Annotated in this window: 15 protein-coding genes; 13 read left to right on the top strand and 2 right to left on the bottom strand. The window is 69.8% G+C overall.

Annotated elements, in window-relative coordinates; all coding sequences use genetic code 11:
• From VNF92_04980 to VNF92_04960, 5 genes are all read left to right on the top strand, one after another.
• The coding region (locus VNF92_04980; GenBank protein HVA57220.1) for a methyl-accepting chemotaxis protein at positions 1–1,625 on the top strand (1,625 nt) is incomplete at its 5' end.
• Positions 1,622–1,981 carry a dihydroneopterin aldolase gene (locus VNF92_04975; protein ID HVA57219.1) on the top strand — a complete coding sequence of 120 codons (360 nt, stop codon included), beginning with the start codon at positions 1,622–1,624 and terminating at the stop codon, positions 1,979–1,981. The genes VNF92_04980 and VNF92_04975, both read left to right, overlap by 4 nt.
• On the top strand, positions 1,974–2,390 hold the full coding sequence (gene folK, locus VNF92_04970; GenBank protein HVA57218.1) for a 2-amino-4-hydroxy-6-hydroxymethyldihydropteridine diphosphokinase: 417 nt from the start codon (positions 1,974–1,976) through the stop codon (positions 2,388–2,390). The genes VNF92_04975 and folK overlap by 8 nt, the downstream gene beginning before the upstream one ends.
• On the top strand, positions 2,383–2,931 hold the full coding sequence (locus VNF92_04965; GenBank protein HVA57217.1) for a hypothetical protein: 549 nt from the start codon (positions 2,383–2,385) through the stop codon (positions 2,929–2,931). Before folK ends, VNF92_04965 begins: the two co-directional genes overlap by 8 nt.
• Positions 2,928–3,353: a LytR C-terminal domain-containing protein gene (locus tag VNF92_04960; GenBank protein ID HVA57216.1), complete on the top strand. Its 426-nt coding sequence runs from the start codon at positions 2,928–2,930 to the stop codon at positions 3,351–3,353. Before VNF92_04965 ends, VNF92_04960 begins: the two co-directional genes overlap by 4 nt.
• Here the strand turns inward: VNF92_04960 and rlmN are convergent.
• On the bottom strand, positions 3,279–4,364 hold the full coding sequence (gene rlmN / locus VNF92_04955) for a 23S rRNA (adenine(2503)-C(2))-methyltransferase RlmN (GenBank protein ID HVA57215.1): 1,086 nt from the start codon (positions 4,362–4,364) through the stop codon (positions 3,279–3,281). The two genes, VNF92_04960 and rlmN, sit on opposite strands and share 75 nt — an antisense overlap.
• Complete coding sequence (locus VNF92_04950; protein ID HVA57214.1) at positions 4,361–5,254, bottom strand: hypothetical protein; 894 nt, start codon at positions 5,252–5,254, stop codon at positions 4,361–4,363. The genes rlmN and VNF92_04950 overlap by 4 nt, the downstream gene beginning before the upstream one ends.
• Before the next feature lie 251 nt (positions 5,255–5,505).
• On the opposite strand from VNF92_04950, the gene aspS reads away from it, so the two are divergent.
• Genes aspS through VNF92_04910 form a run of 8 tightly spaced genes read left to right on the top strand, consistent with a single transcriptional unit; the run spans position 5,506 to position 15,889 of the window.
• Entirely contained in the window at positions 5,506–7,308 is a 1,803-nt protein-coding gene (gene aspS, locus VNF92_04945) for an aspartate--tRNA ligase (protein HVA57213.1), read from the top strand.
• Positions 7,305–8,288 carry a PhoH family protein gene (locus VNF92_04940; GenBank protein HVA57212.1) on the top strand — a complete coding sequence of 328 codons (984 nt, stop codon included), beginning with the start codon at positions 7,305–7,307 and terminating at the stop codon, positions 8,286–8,288. Before aspS ends, VNF92_04940 begins: the two co-directional genes overlap by 4 nt.
• A 7-nt stretch (positions 8,289–8,295) precedes the next feature.
• Positions 8,296–10,494, top strand: a complete 2,199-nt coding sequence (locus VNF92_04935) for an HDIG domain-containing protein (GenBank protein HVA57211.1) — start codon at positions 8,296–8,298, stop codon at positions 10,492–10,494.
• Complete coding sequence (gene ybeY, locus VNF92_04930; protein HVA57210.1) at positions 10,491–10,940, top strand: rRNA maturation RNase YbeY; 450 nt, start codon at positions 10,491–10,493, stop codon at positions 10,938–10,940. Before VNF92_04935 ends, ybeY begins: the two co-directional genes overlap by 4 nt.
• Positions 10,937–12,157, top strand: a complete 1,221-nt coding sequence (locus VNF92_04925; protein HVA57209.1) for a hemolysin family protein — start codon at positions 10,937–10,939, stop codon at positions 12,155–12,157. The genes ybeY and VNF92_04925 overlap by 4 nt, the downstream gene beginning before the upstream one ends.
• Positions 12,154–13,119, top strand: a complete 966-nt coding sequence (locus tag VNF92_04920) for a CBS domain-containing protein (GenBank protein ID HVA57208.1) — start codon at positions 12,154–12,156, stop codon at positions 13,117–13,119. The genes VNF92_04925 and VNF92_04920 overlap by 4 nt, the downstream gene beginning before the upstream one ends.
• Complete coding sequence (meaB, locus tag VNF92_04915; GenBank protein ID HVA57207.1) at positions 13,116–14,198, top strand: methylmalonyl Co-A mutase-associated GTPase MeaB; 1,083 nt, start codon at positions 13,116–13,118, stop codon at positions 14,196–14,198. The genes VNF92_04920 and meaB overlap by 4 nt, the downstream gene beginning before the upstream one ends.
• Complete coding sequence (locus VNF92_04910) at positions 14,195–15,889, top strand: methylmalonyl-CoA mutase family protein (GenBank protein ID HVA57206.1); 1,695 nt, start codon at positions 14,195–14,197, stop codon at positions 15,887–15,889. Before meaB ends, VNF92_04910 begins: the two co-directional genes overlap by 4 nt.
• Positions 15,890–15,906: the final 17 nt, after the last annotated feature.

Here is a 15,906-nt window from a genome sequence, read left to right as displayed (position 1 = left end):
CCAGCCGCGCGCTGCTCTATTTCACGCTCGTCTTCCGCGACAAGCTGCTCGAGGAAGAGAAGTCGTTGATCCTGCGGTACGAGGTGATCGGGTTCGGGGCGGGGGCGATCGCCGTCGCCGTCATCCTCGTCACGGTCAGCGAATTCGGGCCCGCGGGCTGGGTGCTGATCGGCGTCGTGCTGGGGCTCGCGGGCCTCCTCCTCAAGCGCATTCTCGAGGAATCCGTGGCGGCCGAGGAGCTGAACAAGATCCTCGCGATGGAGCAGATCGTCTCTTCCGATGTGGGGTTGTCCGACGCGTTTCGGCGCATCGAAGCGCTCGCCCACCGGCTCGTGGACTGGCGGACGTTCACCATTTTCCGGCTGCAGAACGGCCAGCTGTCGTTGGTATGGAGCCACGACGGCGGTGTCGACGGGCGCGGGGCGTTGCCGGCGGGGGCCACGGAGCGGCTGCGCCGCGACGCCCTGGGCAGCGGGCAGCCCGTGATCGTGGCCGACGCGCCCCACGATCCGCGCCTCGATGCGCCGCCGACCGACGTGGAGAGCATCGCCGTGATCCCGCTGCGGTTCGGCGACCACAACGTCGGGCTGCTCGAACTGGCCCACCACAAACGCAACGCCTACTCCCTCAAGGAGGTCGGGCTCATCCGGCGGTTCGCCAACCAGCTCGCCACCACGTTGCACATTCACGACCTCCGGCAGCCGCTGCTTGACGCGATGACGCGCGTGAGTTCCCAGCTCGACACGCTTACCGAGTCGGCCCGCGCGCTGCGCGCCGGCGGCGAGACCGTGGCCAAGACGATCGCCGACATGGGTCGGGGCGTGGTGGAGGAGAACGAACAGATCGACCGCAGCCTCGACGCGACGACGGCGCTCCACGAAGCCACGGCCGGGGTGGTGCGCGACGGCAACGACGCGGCCGAGGCGAGTCAACGGGCCACCGAGATCGCCGGTGAGCACCGGTTCACGATCGCCACCGCCATCGAGCGTCTGGTGAACGCCAAGGGGTTCGTGGGCGAGAGCGCGAGCCAGGTGGAGGTGCTCGCCCAGGCCACCAGGCGTATAACTGAATTCATATCTGTCATCCGATCGCTGGCCGACCAGACCAACCTGCTGGCACTCAACGCCGCCATCGAGGCGGCCCGGGCCGGCGAACACGGCCAGGGGTTTGCGGTCGTCGCCGACGAGGTCCACAAGCTCGCCGAGCAGAGCGCTCGCGCCGCCGACGACGCCAGTGACGTGCTCATGGGATTCGAGGAACAGATGCGCCGCGTCGCGCTCCAGATGGGACGCGGCCAGGCCATCGTCAGCGACGCCGAGTCGCTGTCCGAGTCGGCCCGGTCGGCGCTCGACCTCATCGTCACCGCCACCGCCGCCGCGGCGGGCGGCGCCCAGCGCATCGCCCGCACGTCGCGCGACCAGGAACTCGAGTTCGGCAGGCTGCGCGAGCGCGTGGCCCGCATCGCCGTCATTTCCCAACGCAATCGCACGGGCGCCGAGAACGTGATCTCGTCGGCCAAGGACCAGGCCGTCGCGCTCCGCGAGTTGGAAGGCGCCATCCAGGAACTGCGCGGTGTAACCGTCTACCTGAGCGAACTCACCCACCGCATCACGAGCGTCACATGAACGAGCTGCCGGGCCACGACCGCATCACGCTGCGCGGGATGCGCTTCCACCTCACCGTGGGCATCCTTCCCCACGAACAGCAGCATCCGCAACCGCTGGAGGTGGACCTCAGCGCGTGGGTCGCGCCCGGTGATGCCGACGTGGTGGACTACCGCGGGCTGCATGATGCCGCCCGAAATGCCGTCGCGGAGTCGCCGCGCGAGTTCCTCGAACAGATCGCCGAGCGCGTGGCGGCCGGAGCGCTCGCCGTGGACGGGGTGGCTCGCGTCGAGGTCCGCGTGCGCAAGCCCCACGTGCCGCTCGGCGCGCCGCTCGACTACGTCGAAGTCGCCATCGCGCGCCCGATCGATGGGTGAGGTGGCGTTCATCGCGCTCGGCTCGAACCTGGGAGACCGCCACGCCGCGTTGGCCGCGGCGCGCCAAGCGCTCCGGAAACTCCCGGGCACCCGGGTGACGGCCGAAACGCCGGTGGAGGAGACGCCGCCGTTCGGACCGCCGGGCCAGGGCCCCTATCTCAACCAGATGCTCGCCATCGACACCACCCTCACGCCGCACGAACTGCTCGACGCGCTCCACGGCATCGAGCGCGACGGCGGCCGCGAGCGCACGGCTCGCTGGGGGCCGCGGACGCTCGACCTCGACATCGTCGCGTTCGGCCACCACACGGTCGCCGACGAACGACTCACACTGCCTCACCCAGGGTTGCGTGACCGTGAATTCTGGCAACGGGAACTGGCCCTGCTCCGGCAAGCGGTCGATGGCTGACGCGGAGGCCGGGCTCGTGCTGCCCGCATGGGCGGAAGTGGGTGAGGCCCGACGGGGTCACATCGCCCGCGTCACGGCGTTGCTCGCTGCATGGGCCGCTGGGCTCGGCGTTCCCGCCCCCGAAGCGGTCGACTGGCGCGACGCCGGCCGGTGGCACGACGCCCTGCGCGACGCGGCCGAATCGACGCTACGCGCCCTCACCGGCGATGCCACGGGCCGCGCCACGATGCTGCACGGCCCCGCGGCGGCCGCCGTGCTCGAACGGGAGGGCGAACGCCGCACCGATTTGCTGGACGCCATTCGCTACCATACGGTCGGACATGCCGGTTGGGCGCGCACCGGGCGCGCGCTCTACATGGCTGACTTCCTCGAACCCGGCCGCAAATTCGCGCGCACCGACCGCGCCTTTCTGGCCGCCCAGGTTGCCCATGATTTCGACGGCGTGTTCCGCCAGGTTGTCCGCGCGCGGATCGAATGGGCGTTGCGCGAGGGTCATCCGGTCTACCCGGACACCATCGCGCTCTGGAACTCGCTGCAATGAAGCGGGGACCGCTCATCGTCGGACTCGCCGCGGCGCTGTTGATGGCCGGCGGCGCATGGTACTGGTGGGCGCGCGCCCACGCCACGCTGGCCACCACGGAGCCACCCGACCTGACCGCTCCGGCCCGTGAGCGCGTGCGGGTGGAGGTCATCAACAGCACCACCAGGCGGGGCCTCGCCAGGCGCGCCACCTTCGCGCTTCGGGCGAAGGGGTTCGACGTCGTGCTGATCGGCACCTCGAGCGACAGGCGCGACAGCACGCTCGTGCTCGACCGATCGAACCATCCGGATTGGGCGCGCCGCGTCGCGGCGGCGCTGGGCGGCGCGCGCGTCCAAACGCGCCCCGACTCAACCGTCTATGTGGACGTCACCGTGCTGCTTGGGCGTACGTGGCGGCCGCCGGCCGAGCCGCTCCGTCCGTAGCTGACCGCACGCCGCGGCGATGTCCACCCCGCGGCTCCGGCGCACCGCCACCTCGACGCCCTGCGCTCGCAGCTCGCGCTCGAAAGCTGCCATCCGTTGGCGCGAACTGGGTACGAACCCACGCGCCCCTCCGGGGTGCAGGGGAATCAGGTTGACGAACGCCCGGCATTCGAGGGCCAGGGCCGCGAGGTTCAGCGCGTGCTCTTCGGCATCGTTCACGCCCCCCAGCATCACGTATTCGAACGTGACGCGCCGGTCGAACACCTTGGCCGCCTCGATCACATCGGCCAGCGGATACTTCGTGTTGATCGGCATCAGGTCGCGCCGCAGCGAATCGCTGGGCGCGTGGATCGAGATCGCCAGCCTGAACTGCTCCGGACGCTTACCCAGGGCGACGATGCCGGGCAGGATGCCCACGGTGGAGACCGTGATGTGGCGCGCTCCGATGCCGAGGCCCTGCGGGTCGTTGAGAAGCGTGAGCGCGGAGTCCACCGCCTTCCAGTTCATGAGTGGCTCCCCCATCCCCATGAACACCACGTTCGTCACCGCGATGGGCGGATCGAGCAGGCGCATCTCGCGCACCTGACCGGCGATCTCATGCGGGGCGAGATTGCGGGAGAACCCCATCGCGCCGGTGGCGCAGAAGGCGCACTGCAGCGCGCACCCCGCCTGCGACGAGATGCACAGCGTGAGGCGGCGGCCCTCGGGAATGGCGACCGTCTCGATGGCTTCGCCATCGGCCAGCTGGAAGAGGAACTTCTCCGTGCCGTCGGCCGACTTCTGACGCGCCAGAATGGTGAGCCGCGGGAGAACGAACCGTTCGGCCAGGCGCTCGCGCAGCGCCCCGGGGAGGTCCGTCATGTTGGCGAAATCGGCCGCCGGCGCCACCCAGAGGTGGCGCACCACCTGCTTGGCGCGGTACGCCGGCAGCCCTTCCTGGCGCATGAACTCCGTCAGCCGCTCCAACGCCTGTGCCGGCGTGAGATCCAGTAGGTTTTCGCGATCGCTCATGGGAATGCCGACGTCAGCATGAATTGATAGACGGCGCCCAGGCCGGCCCCCTCATCCTCGCGGGCGATTCCCACGACGTATCGGGCGTAGTGCAGATCGAGTCCCAGGCGCAGATGATCGGAGTCGAAGCCGAAGGCCCGCGTGCGGGCCAGTCCACCGCGCGCCTCGAGCCCGAGATACCGCAACGCCGCGTACAGATACTTCTCGTTACCCCGATACTCGGTGGCCGAGACCGCGAGCCCGCTGCGCACTTCGAGCGCCGATCCGCGATGGTACACCGGCACCTCGACCGCGCCCAGCAGTGTCGCTCGCTCCCGCGTCGGCGAGGCACCGAGCAGGAACGTGGAAGCGGCGAGCCGGATCGGGGTGTGGAAGGCGCTATCCAGCAGCACCCCGCCGTCGAGCGAGAGCGAAGTGCGCTGAATGTAGTCGGCCGTACCCGTGCGCACGCGCGTGGCGAATCCCGCGGTGAGTCGGCCGACGCGGCGTGACAATCCTGCCGAGAACAGCGTTGTGCCGTACGGAATCTCCGAACCCACGCTTTGCGGATCGGTCTGCGTGCGCACGAGGTCGGTTACCGTGGCGCGGAGCAGGGAGGCCGTGAGGAGCGTGGAACCCGGGAGCCTCATCGTGGCCACGGCGAGTTGGGCCGAGACTCCCTGTTCGATGGGAGAGTTGAGCGCCAGGATGCCGATCTGCACAGCCTCGCCCGTCGGGAGGCGCACGGCCGCTGGGTTCCACACCCCGCTCGAGAGCAAGGAGGAGATTGCGGCCGGTTCCGCAATGGAACCGATTGGGAAGTCGAGCAGATCGCGCGCCGGGACTTGCTGGGCGCTCGACGGCGTTGCCATGACGCCGCAGATGAGCGCGGCAAAAAGCAAGTGGCGCATGCACTTAACCTAGCCGGGCCCGCCGCGCTGAGTCAAGCGATGAACTACCCTAAGTCGCGTTCCGGCATTATGATACAGGGTTGGATGAGACGAATTCCGGCAGCCGCCTTTCAGCGCCGACCCGGCCGATGATCTCCGGGTCGGTTGGCGCGTTCTGCCCCCGGCGCCGGGCAAGCCGATGAGGCCGCCCGGCGCCAGCGTCTCACGCCGCTTCGGGCCGCGTTGACCGGCCGCCCATTGCTCACTCATCAATGCAAACCGACTTCTCGACAACTCTGAGGACCCACCGCTGCGGGAGCCTGCGGGCGACCCACGTGGGGCAACGTGTCCGTCTGGGCGGCTGGGTGCACCGCGCCCGCAACCTCGGCGGCCTGGTGTTCGTGGATCTGCGCGATCTGAGCGGCATCGTCCAGACCTCGTTCGACCCACAGCGCACGCCCAAGGACGTGTGCGACCGTGCCGCCGGGCTCGGCAACGAGACGGTGGTCCTCATGGAAGGCGAGGTGGTGCGGCGACCGGCCACGATGCACAACGCCGATCTCGCCACGGGCGAGGTGGAGGTGCACGTCACGTCACTCACCGTGGTGGGCCCGGCGGCGGTGCCCGCCATTCCGGTGGCCCGCGCCAAGGGTGAGAACCTGCCGGCCGAGGATCTCCGCCTTCGCCACCGGTACCTCGATTTGCGGCGCGCCGAGCTGCAGCAGAATCTGGTGCTGCGGCACCGGCTCACGCAGGCCACTCGCCGGTACCTGAGCGACCGCGGATTTCTCGAGATCGAGACGCCGATTCTCACCAAACCCACGCCCGAAGGGGCGCGGGACTACCTCGTGCCCAGCCGGATCCACGAGGGCGAGTTCTACGCGCTGCCGCAGTCGCCGCAGATTTATAAACAATTGCTAATGGTCGCGGGATACGACCGGTACTTCCAGGTGGCCCGGTGCTTCCGCGACGAGGATCTGCGGGCCGACCGCCAGCCGGAGTTCACGCAGATCGACATCGAGGCATCGTTCATCGGCGTCGAGGACATCGTCGCCCTCACCGAGGGGATGGTCGCCGCGCTGTGGGCCGAAGCCGGCTACGCCGTGTCGACGCCGTTCCCGCGCATGACCTACACCGACGCCATGGAGCGCTACGGCTGCGACCGCCCCGACCTCCGGTACGGCCTGGAGATCGCCGACGTGAGCGACGTATTCCGCGGCACGGAATTCGGCATCACGCGTTCGGCGCTCGCCGAGGGGGGCCGGGTACGGGGGCTCGTGGTGCCGGGCGGCGCCGCGCTGTCGCGCAAGCAGCTCGACGAGGTGGAAGCCGAAGCCAGGTCCGCCGGCGCCATGGGGCTCCTGCGGCTCAAGCGCGTCAATGGCAAGCTCGAAGGGCCGGCCGCGAAGTTCCTCGCCGAGGGAGCCGCTGAACGGCTGCAACTGGTCGAGGGCGCACTGGGGCTCTACGTGGCGGCGCACGATCGCGTGGCCAATCCGGCGCTCGACCGCGTGCGGCAGAATGTTGCCCACCGGCTCGGGCTCGTGCCCGCGGACGCGCACGCGTTTCTGTGGGTGACGGACTTCCCGATGTTCGATCGCGACCCCGCCACCGGGCAGCTGGCATCCGTGCACCACCCGTTCACCGCGCCGCGCGCCGAGGACGTGCCCAAGCTCGACACGGCGCCCGAAACCGTGCGTGCCGCAGCGTACGACGTGGTGTTCAACGGCACGGAACTGGGCGGTGGGAGCATCCGCATCGCCGACCCGGCGCTACAGAGCCGCGTGTTCTCGCTGCTCGGGATCGACGAGGCCACGGCGCAGGCGCGGTTCGGGTTCCTGCTCGAAGGGCTGCGCGCCGGCGCGCCGCCGCATGGCGGCATCGCGCTCGGCATGGACCGTATTGCGATGATGCTGGCCGGCGCGAATTCACTGCGTGATGTGATCGCCTTTCCGAAGACCACCGCGGCCCGTGCGCTGTTCGAGGGCGCGCCGGCGCCGGTGCCGCCCGAGGAACTGCGCGACCTCCACATCGCGGTGACCGGTGGGGGCGGCGCCGGAGGGCGCACCCCATGACGGATTCCGCGGCCACCACCCGCCGCATCTCCACCGAGGGCGCCGACCTCCTCACGCTGGCCGGCGTCAACGACGTGAACCTGGTGGAGCTGTCGCGGCTGTTCGGCGTTCGCGTCGCGCTGCGGGGCGAGGCCCTGTCGATCACCGGACCGGAGGAGCTGGTGGCGCGCGCAGCGCCCGTGGGCCAGCGCATGGTGGACGTGGCACGGCAGCGGCTCACCCTGTCGGCCGACGACGTGCTGCGCCTATCGGAACTGGCGCCCGAGGACGTGGCCGAACAGGCGGAAGGCTCGGCGAACGGCGCTCCGCCGTCCGCGCCGCACATCGCGCTGCCCGGCGTCCGCAAGCTCGTGCAGGCCAAGACGCCAGGGCAGGCCGAGTACTTGGCCAAGATCGCCGAGCAGGACATCGTGGTCGGCATCGGGCCCGCGGGCACCGGCAAGACATACCTTGCGGTGGCGGCCGCCGTGGACGCGCTCACCCGCAAGCGGGTGCGGCGCATCGTGCTCGCGCGGCCGGCGGTGGAGGCGGGCGAATCGCTCGGGTTCCTGCCCGGCGATATGCAGGCCAAGGTCGATCCGTATCTGCGGCCGTTGTACGACGCGCTGGACGAGATGATGCCGTTCGACCGCGTGCAGAAGGCACTGGAGACGCGGGTCATCGAGATCGCGCCGCTGGCGTTCATGCGCGGGCGCACGCTGGCCGACGCGTTCGTGATCCTCGACGAGGCACAGAACGCGACTTCGATGCAGATGAAGATGTTTCTGACCCGGCTGGGCGTGAACTCCAAAGTCGTGATCACCGGCGATAAGACGCAGGTGGATCTGCCGAAGCGCGAGGAGTCCGGCCTGCTGCAGGTGGAGCGGATCCTCGCCGGCATCGAGGGCATCGCCTTCCAGTACTTCGACGAGAACGACGTGGTGCGACACCGCCTGGTGCGGCAGATCATTCGGGCGTACGCGTCGGACGTGGCCCGCTGAGGCCGCGGTGACGGCGCGCGACGAGCCCGATCGGTCCGGCAACGAGCCATCTCCCCGAACCGGCGAGGTGGTGCGGCAGGGGCCGCGCGTGGCGTTGGCGGTGGCACTCACCCTGCTCACCTACGCCCTCTTTCCCGCGGTGCCGGCGGCCAACTTCCCCATCTATGAAGTGGGATCGGTGGCCAGCGACAACGTGATCGCGCCGTTCTCGTTCCGGGTGCTCAAGGACAGCGCCGAGTTGTCTCGCCAGCAGGAGGCCCTGGCCCGGACCGTCGACCCGGTGTACGCGTTCGTTCCCTCGGCCCTGGACTCGACGCAGCAGCAACTGGGTGCCTTTGCCGCCGCCCTCGACTCGGCGTACGCGCACCACGCACGCGATACGGCCGCGGTGCAGGCCGCGGCGGGGGCGTTCGGCGTGAACCTGACGCGCGCCGAGGTCGCATATCTCGGCGACCGTGACCGGCGCGGGCGGGTGATCGACGCGGTGGCCCAGGCGTACCGGCGCTGGCTGACGGCCGGCGTGGCCGCCGCCGGCTCCCTCGATGGGGTGAGCGGCGAAGTGGTGGTGCGCCGAGGGGCGTCGGAACACTCCGAGCCGTCGGACAGTCTGCGCACCCGCGACGAGTTCGTGGCGCAGGCTCAGGCACTGCGGCCGGAGACGGGTGGAGCGGCGGGCCGTTCGGCATACGACCGGATCCTGCACGCCTTCTTTCGCCCGACAATCGTCGGCGATTCGGCCGTCACCGAGATGCGGCGCAACCAGCTCCGGCGGTCGGTCCCCGTGAGCGACTTCGATGTGCGGGCGGGGGAGAAGATCGTCGGGGCCAATGAAGTGGTGGGAACGGAGCAGCATGAGAAGCTACGGGCGCTCCACCGGGCGATGGACGAGCGGCGCGCCACGGTGTCCGGGTTGCGTCGCGCTGCCGGGGCGTTGTTGTTCGACGCGCTCATCGTCGCCCTGCTTGGCATCACGGTGCTGATCTTCAGGCCGCGACTGTACGCCTCATGGCGGGCGTTGGTCGTGATGGCGTGCGTGACGGCGCTCGTGCTGGGCGGCGGCGCGCTGGTCGCGCACCTGCACCCGTTGAACCCGGAGATGATTCCAGTCGGCATCGCGGCCGTCGTGATCAGCGCGCTGTTCGACCGGCGGATCGCGATGATCGTGGCCGTCCTCCTCGCCGCGCTGCTGGGTGGACAGGCCGTGTTCCGCGGCACCAACGCGCTCTATCTCAACATCATCGGCGGCGCCGCGGCGGCGTACAGCGTACGCGCCGTGCGCACCCGGCAGCAGACGTACTGGTGGATCCTGGTCATCGCCGCGGCCTACAGTGCGGCTGCCGTCGCCGTGGGGCTCTCGCGCGACCTGCCGGGCGCCAGCATCCTGGCCTCATCCGGGTTCGGCACGCTCAACGCCGTGATCAGCGTTGTGGCGGCGCTGCTCCTGCTGCCGCTGGCGGAGCGGTACACCGGCATCGAGACGGATCTGACGTTGCTGGAATGGTCCGACCTCAACCGGCCGCTCATGCAGCGGCTGAGTGTGGAGGCCCCGGGCACGTTCGCGCATTCGATACAGATCGCCAATCTGGCGGAGTCGGGGTGCCGCGCCGTGGGCGCCCACGCGCTCCTGGCTCGAGTGGGCGCCTATTACCACGATATCGGCAAACTCGTCAAGCCGCAGTACTTCGTGGAGAACCAGGCCAAGGGACGCAATCCGCACGACCAACTCACGCCGTTGCAGAGTGCGCAGATCATCCGCAACCACGTTCGTGAAGGGCTGCAACTCGCCGAGGAGTACGGCGTGCCGCAGGTGCTGCGGACCTTCATCGCCGAGCACCACGGTACGGCTACTATCGCGTATTTCCTGGAGCGGGCACGGGCGCAGGGCGGCCCCGTTCGACTCGAAGACTTCCGGTACACAGGCCCCATCCCACAGAGTGCCGAATCGGCGATCGTCCTATTGGCCGACGGCGCGGAAGCGGCCGTGCGGGTGCTCAACGAACCCACGCCGCCGCGAATTCGCGAGGTGGTGGAGCACATGGTGCGCCTGAGGATTGACCAGGGACAGTTGGGTGCCGCGCCGCTCACCCTGCAGCAGTTGGAGCTCGTCAAGGACGAGTTCGCGCGTGTGCTCTCCGGCGTGCACCATGCCCGCATCGACTACCCGGTGTCCAGTGGCGGCATCGGGGCCGGGTTCGCCGCGCCGTGAACACGGTAGTCGACGTCGCCGTGGAATCGGGTCGCCTCGCGATCTCGCGGTCGCTGGCCGCGAACGCCGTGCGTGCCGTGCTGCGCTCGGCGCGCGTGCGCCGTGCCGTCGTGTCGGTGACGTTCGTGAACGACCGGACGATCGCCCGCCTCAACCGGCGGCACCTGGGCCGCCGTGGGGCCACCGACGTCATCGCGTTCGGCTTTGCACAGGCAGGCACGGACGGCGCCGTCATGGGCGACGTCTACATCGGGGTGGACGCGGCCCGGCGGTCGGCCAGGACGCGGGCCATTCCCGTGCGCGAGGAGTTGGTGCGGTTGGTCGTGCACGGTACGCTGCACGTGCTCGGGTTCGACCACCCCGAGGACGAGTCGCGCGTCACCTCCGATATGTGGCGGCGCCAGGAACGGCTCGTGAAACGCGTGCTCCGAGCTGGCCGCGCATGAGCATGGCCGCCTGGGTCGTCGCGGCAGGCGGGGCCGCGCTCGCCGCCGTCACGGCGGCCGCCGACGGCGCGCTGGCGGCGCCCGAGTGCCGAGCCGTTCCGGGCGCTGACGACGCGCACCGTGCGCTCGCTATGACGCGGGTGCTGGCCTATCTGGCCCTCGGCGCCGGCGTGGGACGCGGCGTGCTGCGCGGGCTCGATGCGGCGCCCGCGCTGAGTTGGTTGGTCGTGCTCGCGCTCGTCGCCGGCGTGCTCGTGATGGATGCCGCCATCCGTGCGGCCGCCTCGACCAGGGGGCTCGCCACGGCGGCGCGCATGCGCCCGGTAACCGCGCTCTTGTCGGCACTGCTGCGCCCGGTGGTGCGCGTGGGCACGGCCATCGAGGCGGGGTTCGGCCGCGTGATGCCGGCGTCGGGCGATCCCGAGGCGGAGCGCGAAGCATCGGCGGGGCGCCTGCGCGAAGTGCTCGAGGCCGAGGCCGACGTCACGGTGGGTGAGGCCACGCTGCTCAACCGCGCCTTCGCGCTCGCCCGCACCGACGTGGACGAGATCATGGTGCCGCGCGTGGACATCGTGGGTGTGGAGGCCGGCACCCCGTGGTCGGAGGTGCTGGACCGCGTGCGCAGCTCAGAGCACGCGCGGCTTCCGGTGTACCGTGAGACGCTGGACAACGTGGCGGGTGTCCTGTACGCGAAGGACCTCCTGCTCTGGGCGCTCGAAGACGGTGAGCCGCCGGGTGGATGGGAAACGCTGGTCCGCCCCGCCACCTTCATTCCCAGCTCCAAATCGATCGACCGGCAACTGCGCGAATTTCGCAAGAGTGGCACGCACATGGCGATCGTCGTCGACGAATTCGGCGGCACGGCGGGGCTGGTGACCATCGAGGACGTACTCGAAGAGATCGTGGGCGAGATCCGCGACGAACGCGATGTCGAGGAGCCCGACATCGAGCGCGAGGGGGCCGACCGGTTCTGGGTGTTGGGCAAGGTGCCGTTGAGCGATCTGTCCGACGCGCTCGGCGCGTCGCTCGAGCGCGAGGACCTGACGACGGTCGGCGGGCTGGTGTACGACGCGTTCGGGCGCGTGCCGCGCGCGGGAGATTCCACCACGATCGGCGAGTTCAAGGTCGTCGTCGAGCGGGTGCGGCACCGGCGCATCGAGCGTGTGTACTTCGAGCGCCGACCGCACCCGTCGGTGGCGCACGAGGAGGCCGAGTGACCGACGGGCTGGTGGTCCTGCTCGCCGCGGTCGCCATTGCGTGGCTCGTGGCCGGCGCCACCGTGGTGCGCCTCCTGAGCCGCATCTGGCTGCGGCACTGGGCAGAGCGCGGACTGCGGGGCGCCTCGGCCGTGGTCGCGTCGATCAACCGGCCGCAGCGGCTGGTCGCCGCCGCCTCGGTGGCCGTGGGGCTGGTGCTCGCCGCGGCCGGTGCCGAATTGGCGTCGCACCTCTCCGAATCGGCGTCGCAGGTGGCCCTCGCGCTCGCCGGCTGCGCGGCGGTAGTCGTGCTCCTAGCCCAACTCCTCGCCCGCGCGGTGGCGCGCCACTGGACCGCCCGGCTCGTCCCATGGACGCTGCCCGTGCTCCGGGTGGCGGAGCAGGTGGCCGCGCCCATTCTGTGGGCGTCGCGCGTGGTGCGTGGGGCCCGGGCGCGCAGCCCGGCCTCCGGGCCGGTAGCCGAGCGGGCCGCGATCCAACAGTTGCTGCGAGAAAGCGAACTCGAGGGAGTGACCGCGAAAGACGATGCCGCCATCATCATGAGCGTCGTGGAGTTCGGTGACAAGATCGTGCGCGACGTGATGACGCCGCGCGACCAGGTGTTCGCGGTGTCCGACGCGGCCGACGCGCACGAGGCGGCGGAGCAGGTCGCCCGGACGGCGTACAGCCGCGTCCCGGTGTACCATGGATCGCTCGACCGCGTCACCGGAATGCTGCACGCGTTCGACCTGCTGCGCGGTGCCGAGGCGGCCCTGGCCGCCCCACGCCCAGTGGCCCGCACGACCCCCGGGACGCTCTGCAGCACGCTACTGTTTGAAATGCTCCGAGACCATCGGCACCTTGCCATCGTCCAGGACAAGGAGAACCACACGATCGGCATCGTGACCCTGGAGGATCTGTTGGAAGAACTCGTCGGCGAAATTCGCGACGAGCACGACGAACCAGCCCCGGCTTCCGCATGACCGCTTCTGCACCCTTGGCCGCTCACGATCAACTGCTGCGCGACTTCGTCGAGGGACGCCCCGCGGCGCTCGCCCGCGCGGTGAGCATCGTCGAGAACCACCGGGCCGGCTTTGACCATCTGCTCGCCATGTGGCAGTCCCGACTCGGTCGGGCCCGCCGCATCGGGCTCACCGGCCCACCGGGCGCCGGAAAGAGCACGCTCACCGCGCAGATCGTCCGCGCCTACCGCGCCGAGGGACTTTCCGTGGGCGTCATCGCGGTGGACCCCACATCGCCGTTCACCGGCGGCGCGCTGCTCGGCGATCGCATTCGCATGGAGTCGGTGGCGCTCGATGCCGGCGTGTTCATCCGGTCCATGGCCACACGCGGTTCGCTGGGTGGGCTCGCCGCCACGACCAGCGAAGTGGCCGACGTGCTCGACGCGTTCGGCGTCGATCGCATTCTCATCGAGACCGTCGGGGTGGGGCAGAGCGAACTCGACATCTCGGGCATCGCGGATTCCAGTGTGGTCGTGCTCGTGCCCGAGTCAGGCGATTCGATCCAGACGCTCAAGGCCGGACTGATGGAGATCGCCGACGTGTTCGTGGTGAACAAGGCCGACCGGCCCGGGGCCGACCGCCTGCGCAACGAGTTGGAGTTGATGCTCGGGCTCCGTGCCGGCAGCACGATGAAGCACGTGCCGGCGCACCATGGGGTGGACCTGTCGCGCATGAATCCGGCTCGCCTGGCGCGGGAGGCGGCGCGTGCGCCGGACGCCGAGCAGTGGACGCCCCCCGTCTTGCGGTCGGTGGCCGTACGCGATGAGGGGACCAGCGACCTGCTCGACGCGCTGAACCGCCACTTTCATTATCTTGAGGTCAGCGGCGAGTTGCGGCTGCGCCGCCGCCGCCGGCTCCGGGACCGGGTCATGCACGTCGTGGAGTCGCGCGTCCGCGGCCGGCTGTGGCAGGATGCCGCGACCAACGCGTGGCTCGACGAGCAGTTGCCCTCGCTCGAGGCCGGCCGCACCAATCCGTTCGCCATCGCCGACGCGCTGCTGGCGCGTAGTGGAACCCTTCTGACGCAGGTGACGCCATGACGTCCACCCGGGAGCTTTCGCAAACGGTCGCCGAACAACGGGCCGAATTGGAGCGGCTTCGCGCCGAAGTGGCGGCGTGGCGCGCCCGGTACGAGCGCGGCGAGAAGCGCGAGTTGGCGTTCGGGAATTCGGGGGCGGAGGTGGCGCCGCTCTACACGCCTCTCGACGTGGCGGGCGACCGGGAGAGCGACCTCGGGGTTCCGGGATCGTTCCCGTTCACGCGCGGCATCCATCCCACCGGGTACCGCGGCCGGCTGTGGACGATGCGGCAGTTCGCGGGCTTCGGCAGTGCCGAAGACACCAACACGCGCTTCAAGTTTCTGCTCGAGCAAGGGCAGACGGGGTTGTCCACCGCGTTCGACTTTCCCACGCTCATGGGCTACGACTCCGACCACGCGCGTTCGCTGGGCGAGGTCGGCAAGACGGGCGTGGCCATCTCGAGCCTGGCCGACATGGAAGTGCTGTTCGACGGCATTCCGCTCGATCAAGTGTCGACGTCCATGACGATCAACGGGCCGGCCATCATCCTGTGGGCGTTCTACATCGCCGCCGCGGAGAAGCAGGGCGTCTCTTCCGACAAACTGCGCGGCACGATCCAGAACGACATCCTCAAGGAGTACATGGCGCAGCACGCGTGGTGCTTTCCCATCGAGCCGGCCCTGCGGCTCATCGTCGACTGCTTCGAGTGGGGAGCCGAGCACGCGCCGCAATGGAATACGATCTCGATCTCGGGCTACCACATCCGCGAGGCGGGCGCCACGGCAGCCCAGGAGTTGGCATTCACGCTGGCCGACGGCTTCACATACGTGGAGCGTGGCGTGGCCCGCGGGCTCGGCGTGGACGATTTCGCCCGCCGGCTGTCGTTCTTCTGGGACATCCATAACGATTTCTTCGAGGAGATCGCCAAACTGCGCGCCGCGCGCCGCATCTGGGCCCGCCACATGAAGGGGCGGTACGGCGCCAAGGACCCGCGGTCGTGGATGATGCGGTTCCATTCGCAAACCGCCGGCGTGACGCTCACCGCCCAGCAGCCCATGAACAACGTGGTGCGCGTGGCGTACCAGGCGCTGGCCGCCGTGCTCGGCGGCACGCAGTCGCTCCATACCAATTCCATGGACGAGACACTCGCCCTGCCCACCGAAGAGGCGGTGCAGGTGGCGCTCCGCACGCAGCAGATGCTGGCCTACGAAACCGGCGTGCCGAACGTCATGGACCCGCTGGGCGGTTCCTACTATGTGGAAGCGCTGACCGATCAGTTGGAGCGCGAGGCCGAGGCGCTATTCCTCGAGATCGAACGGGTGGGCGGGGTGGCCCAGGGACTCGAGACGGGGTGGTTCCAGCGGAAGATCGCCGAGTCGGCGGCGCGCCAGCAGTGGGAGATCGAGCAGCACCGGCGTGTGGTGGTGGGCGTCAACGAGTTCGTGACCGACGAACCCGAACTCACGATTCCGGTGCTCAAGGTGGGCGAGGCGGCAGAGCGGCGGCAGGGCGAGCGGATGGCCAGGGTGCGGGCCGAGCGAGACCAGGCCCGGTGCACTGCGGCGCTCGACGCCCTCCGCGACGCCGCCCGCGGCACGCGCAACCTGATGCCCTTCATCCTCGAATGCGCGCGATCGTACTGCACGCTGTACGAGATCCGCGCCGCGATGGAGGACGTGTTCGGGGCCTATCGGGAACCGGTGTTCTTCTGAACGCGGCCGGCTCCCGC

It is taken from the genome of Gemmatimonadaceae bacterium (assembly GCA_035533015.1).
GTDB lineage: Bacteria > Gemmatimonadota > Gemmatimonadetes > Gemmatimonadales > Gemmatimonadaceae > JAGWRI01.
The sequence above is the reverse complement of the archived record's forward strand: the minus strand, read 5'-3'. Positions and strand labels throughout refer to the sequence as shown.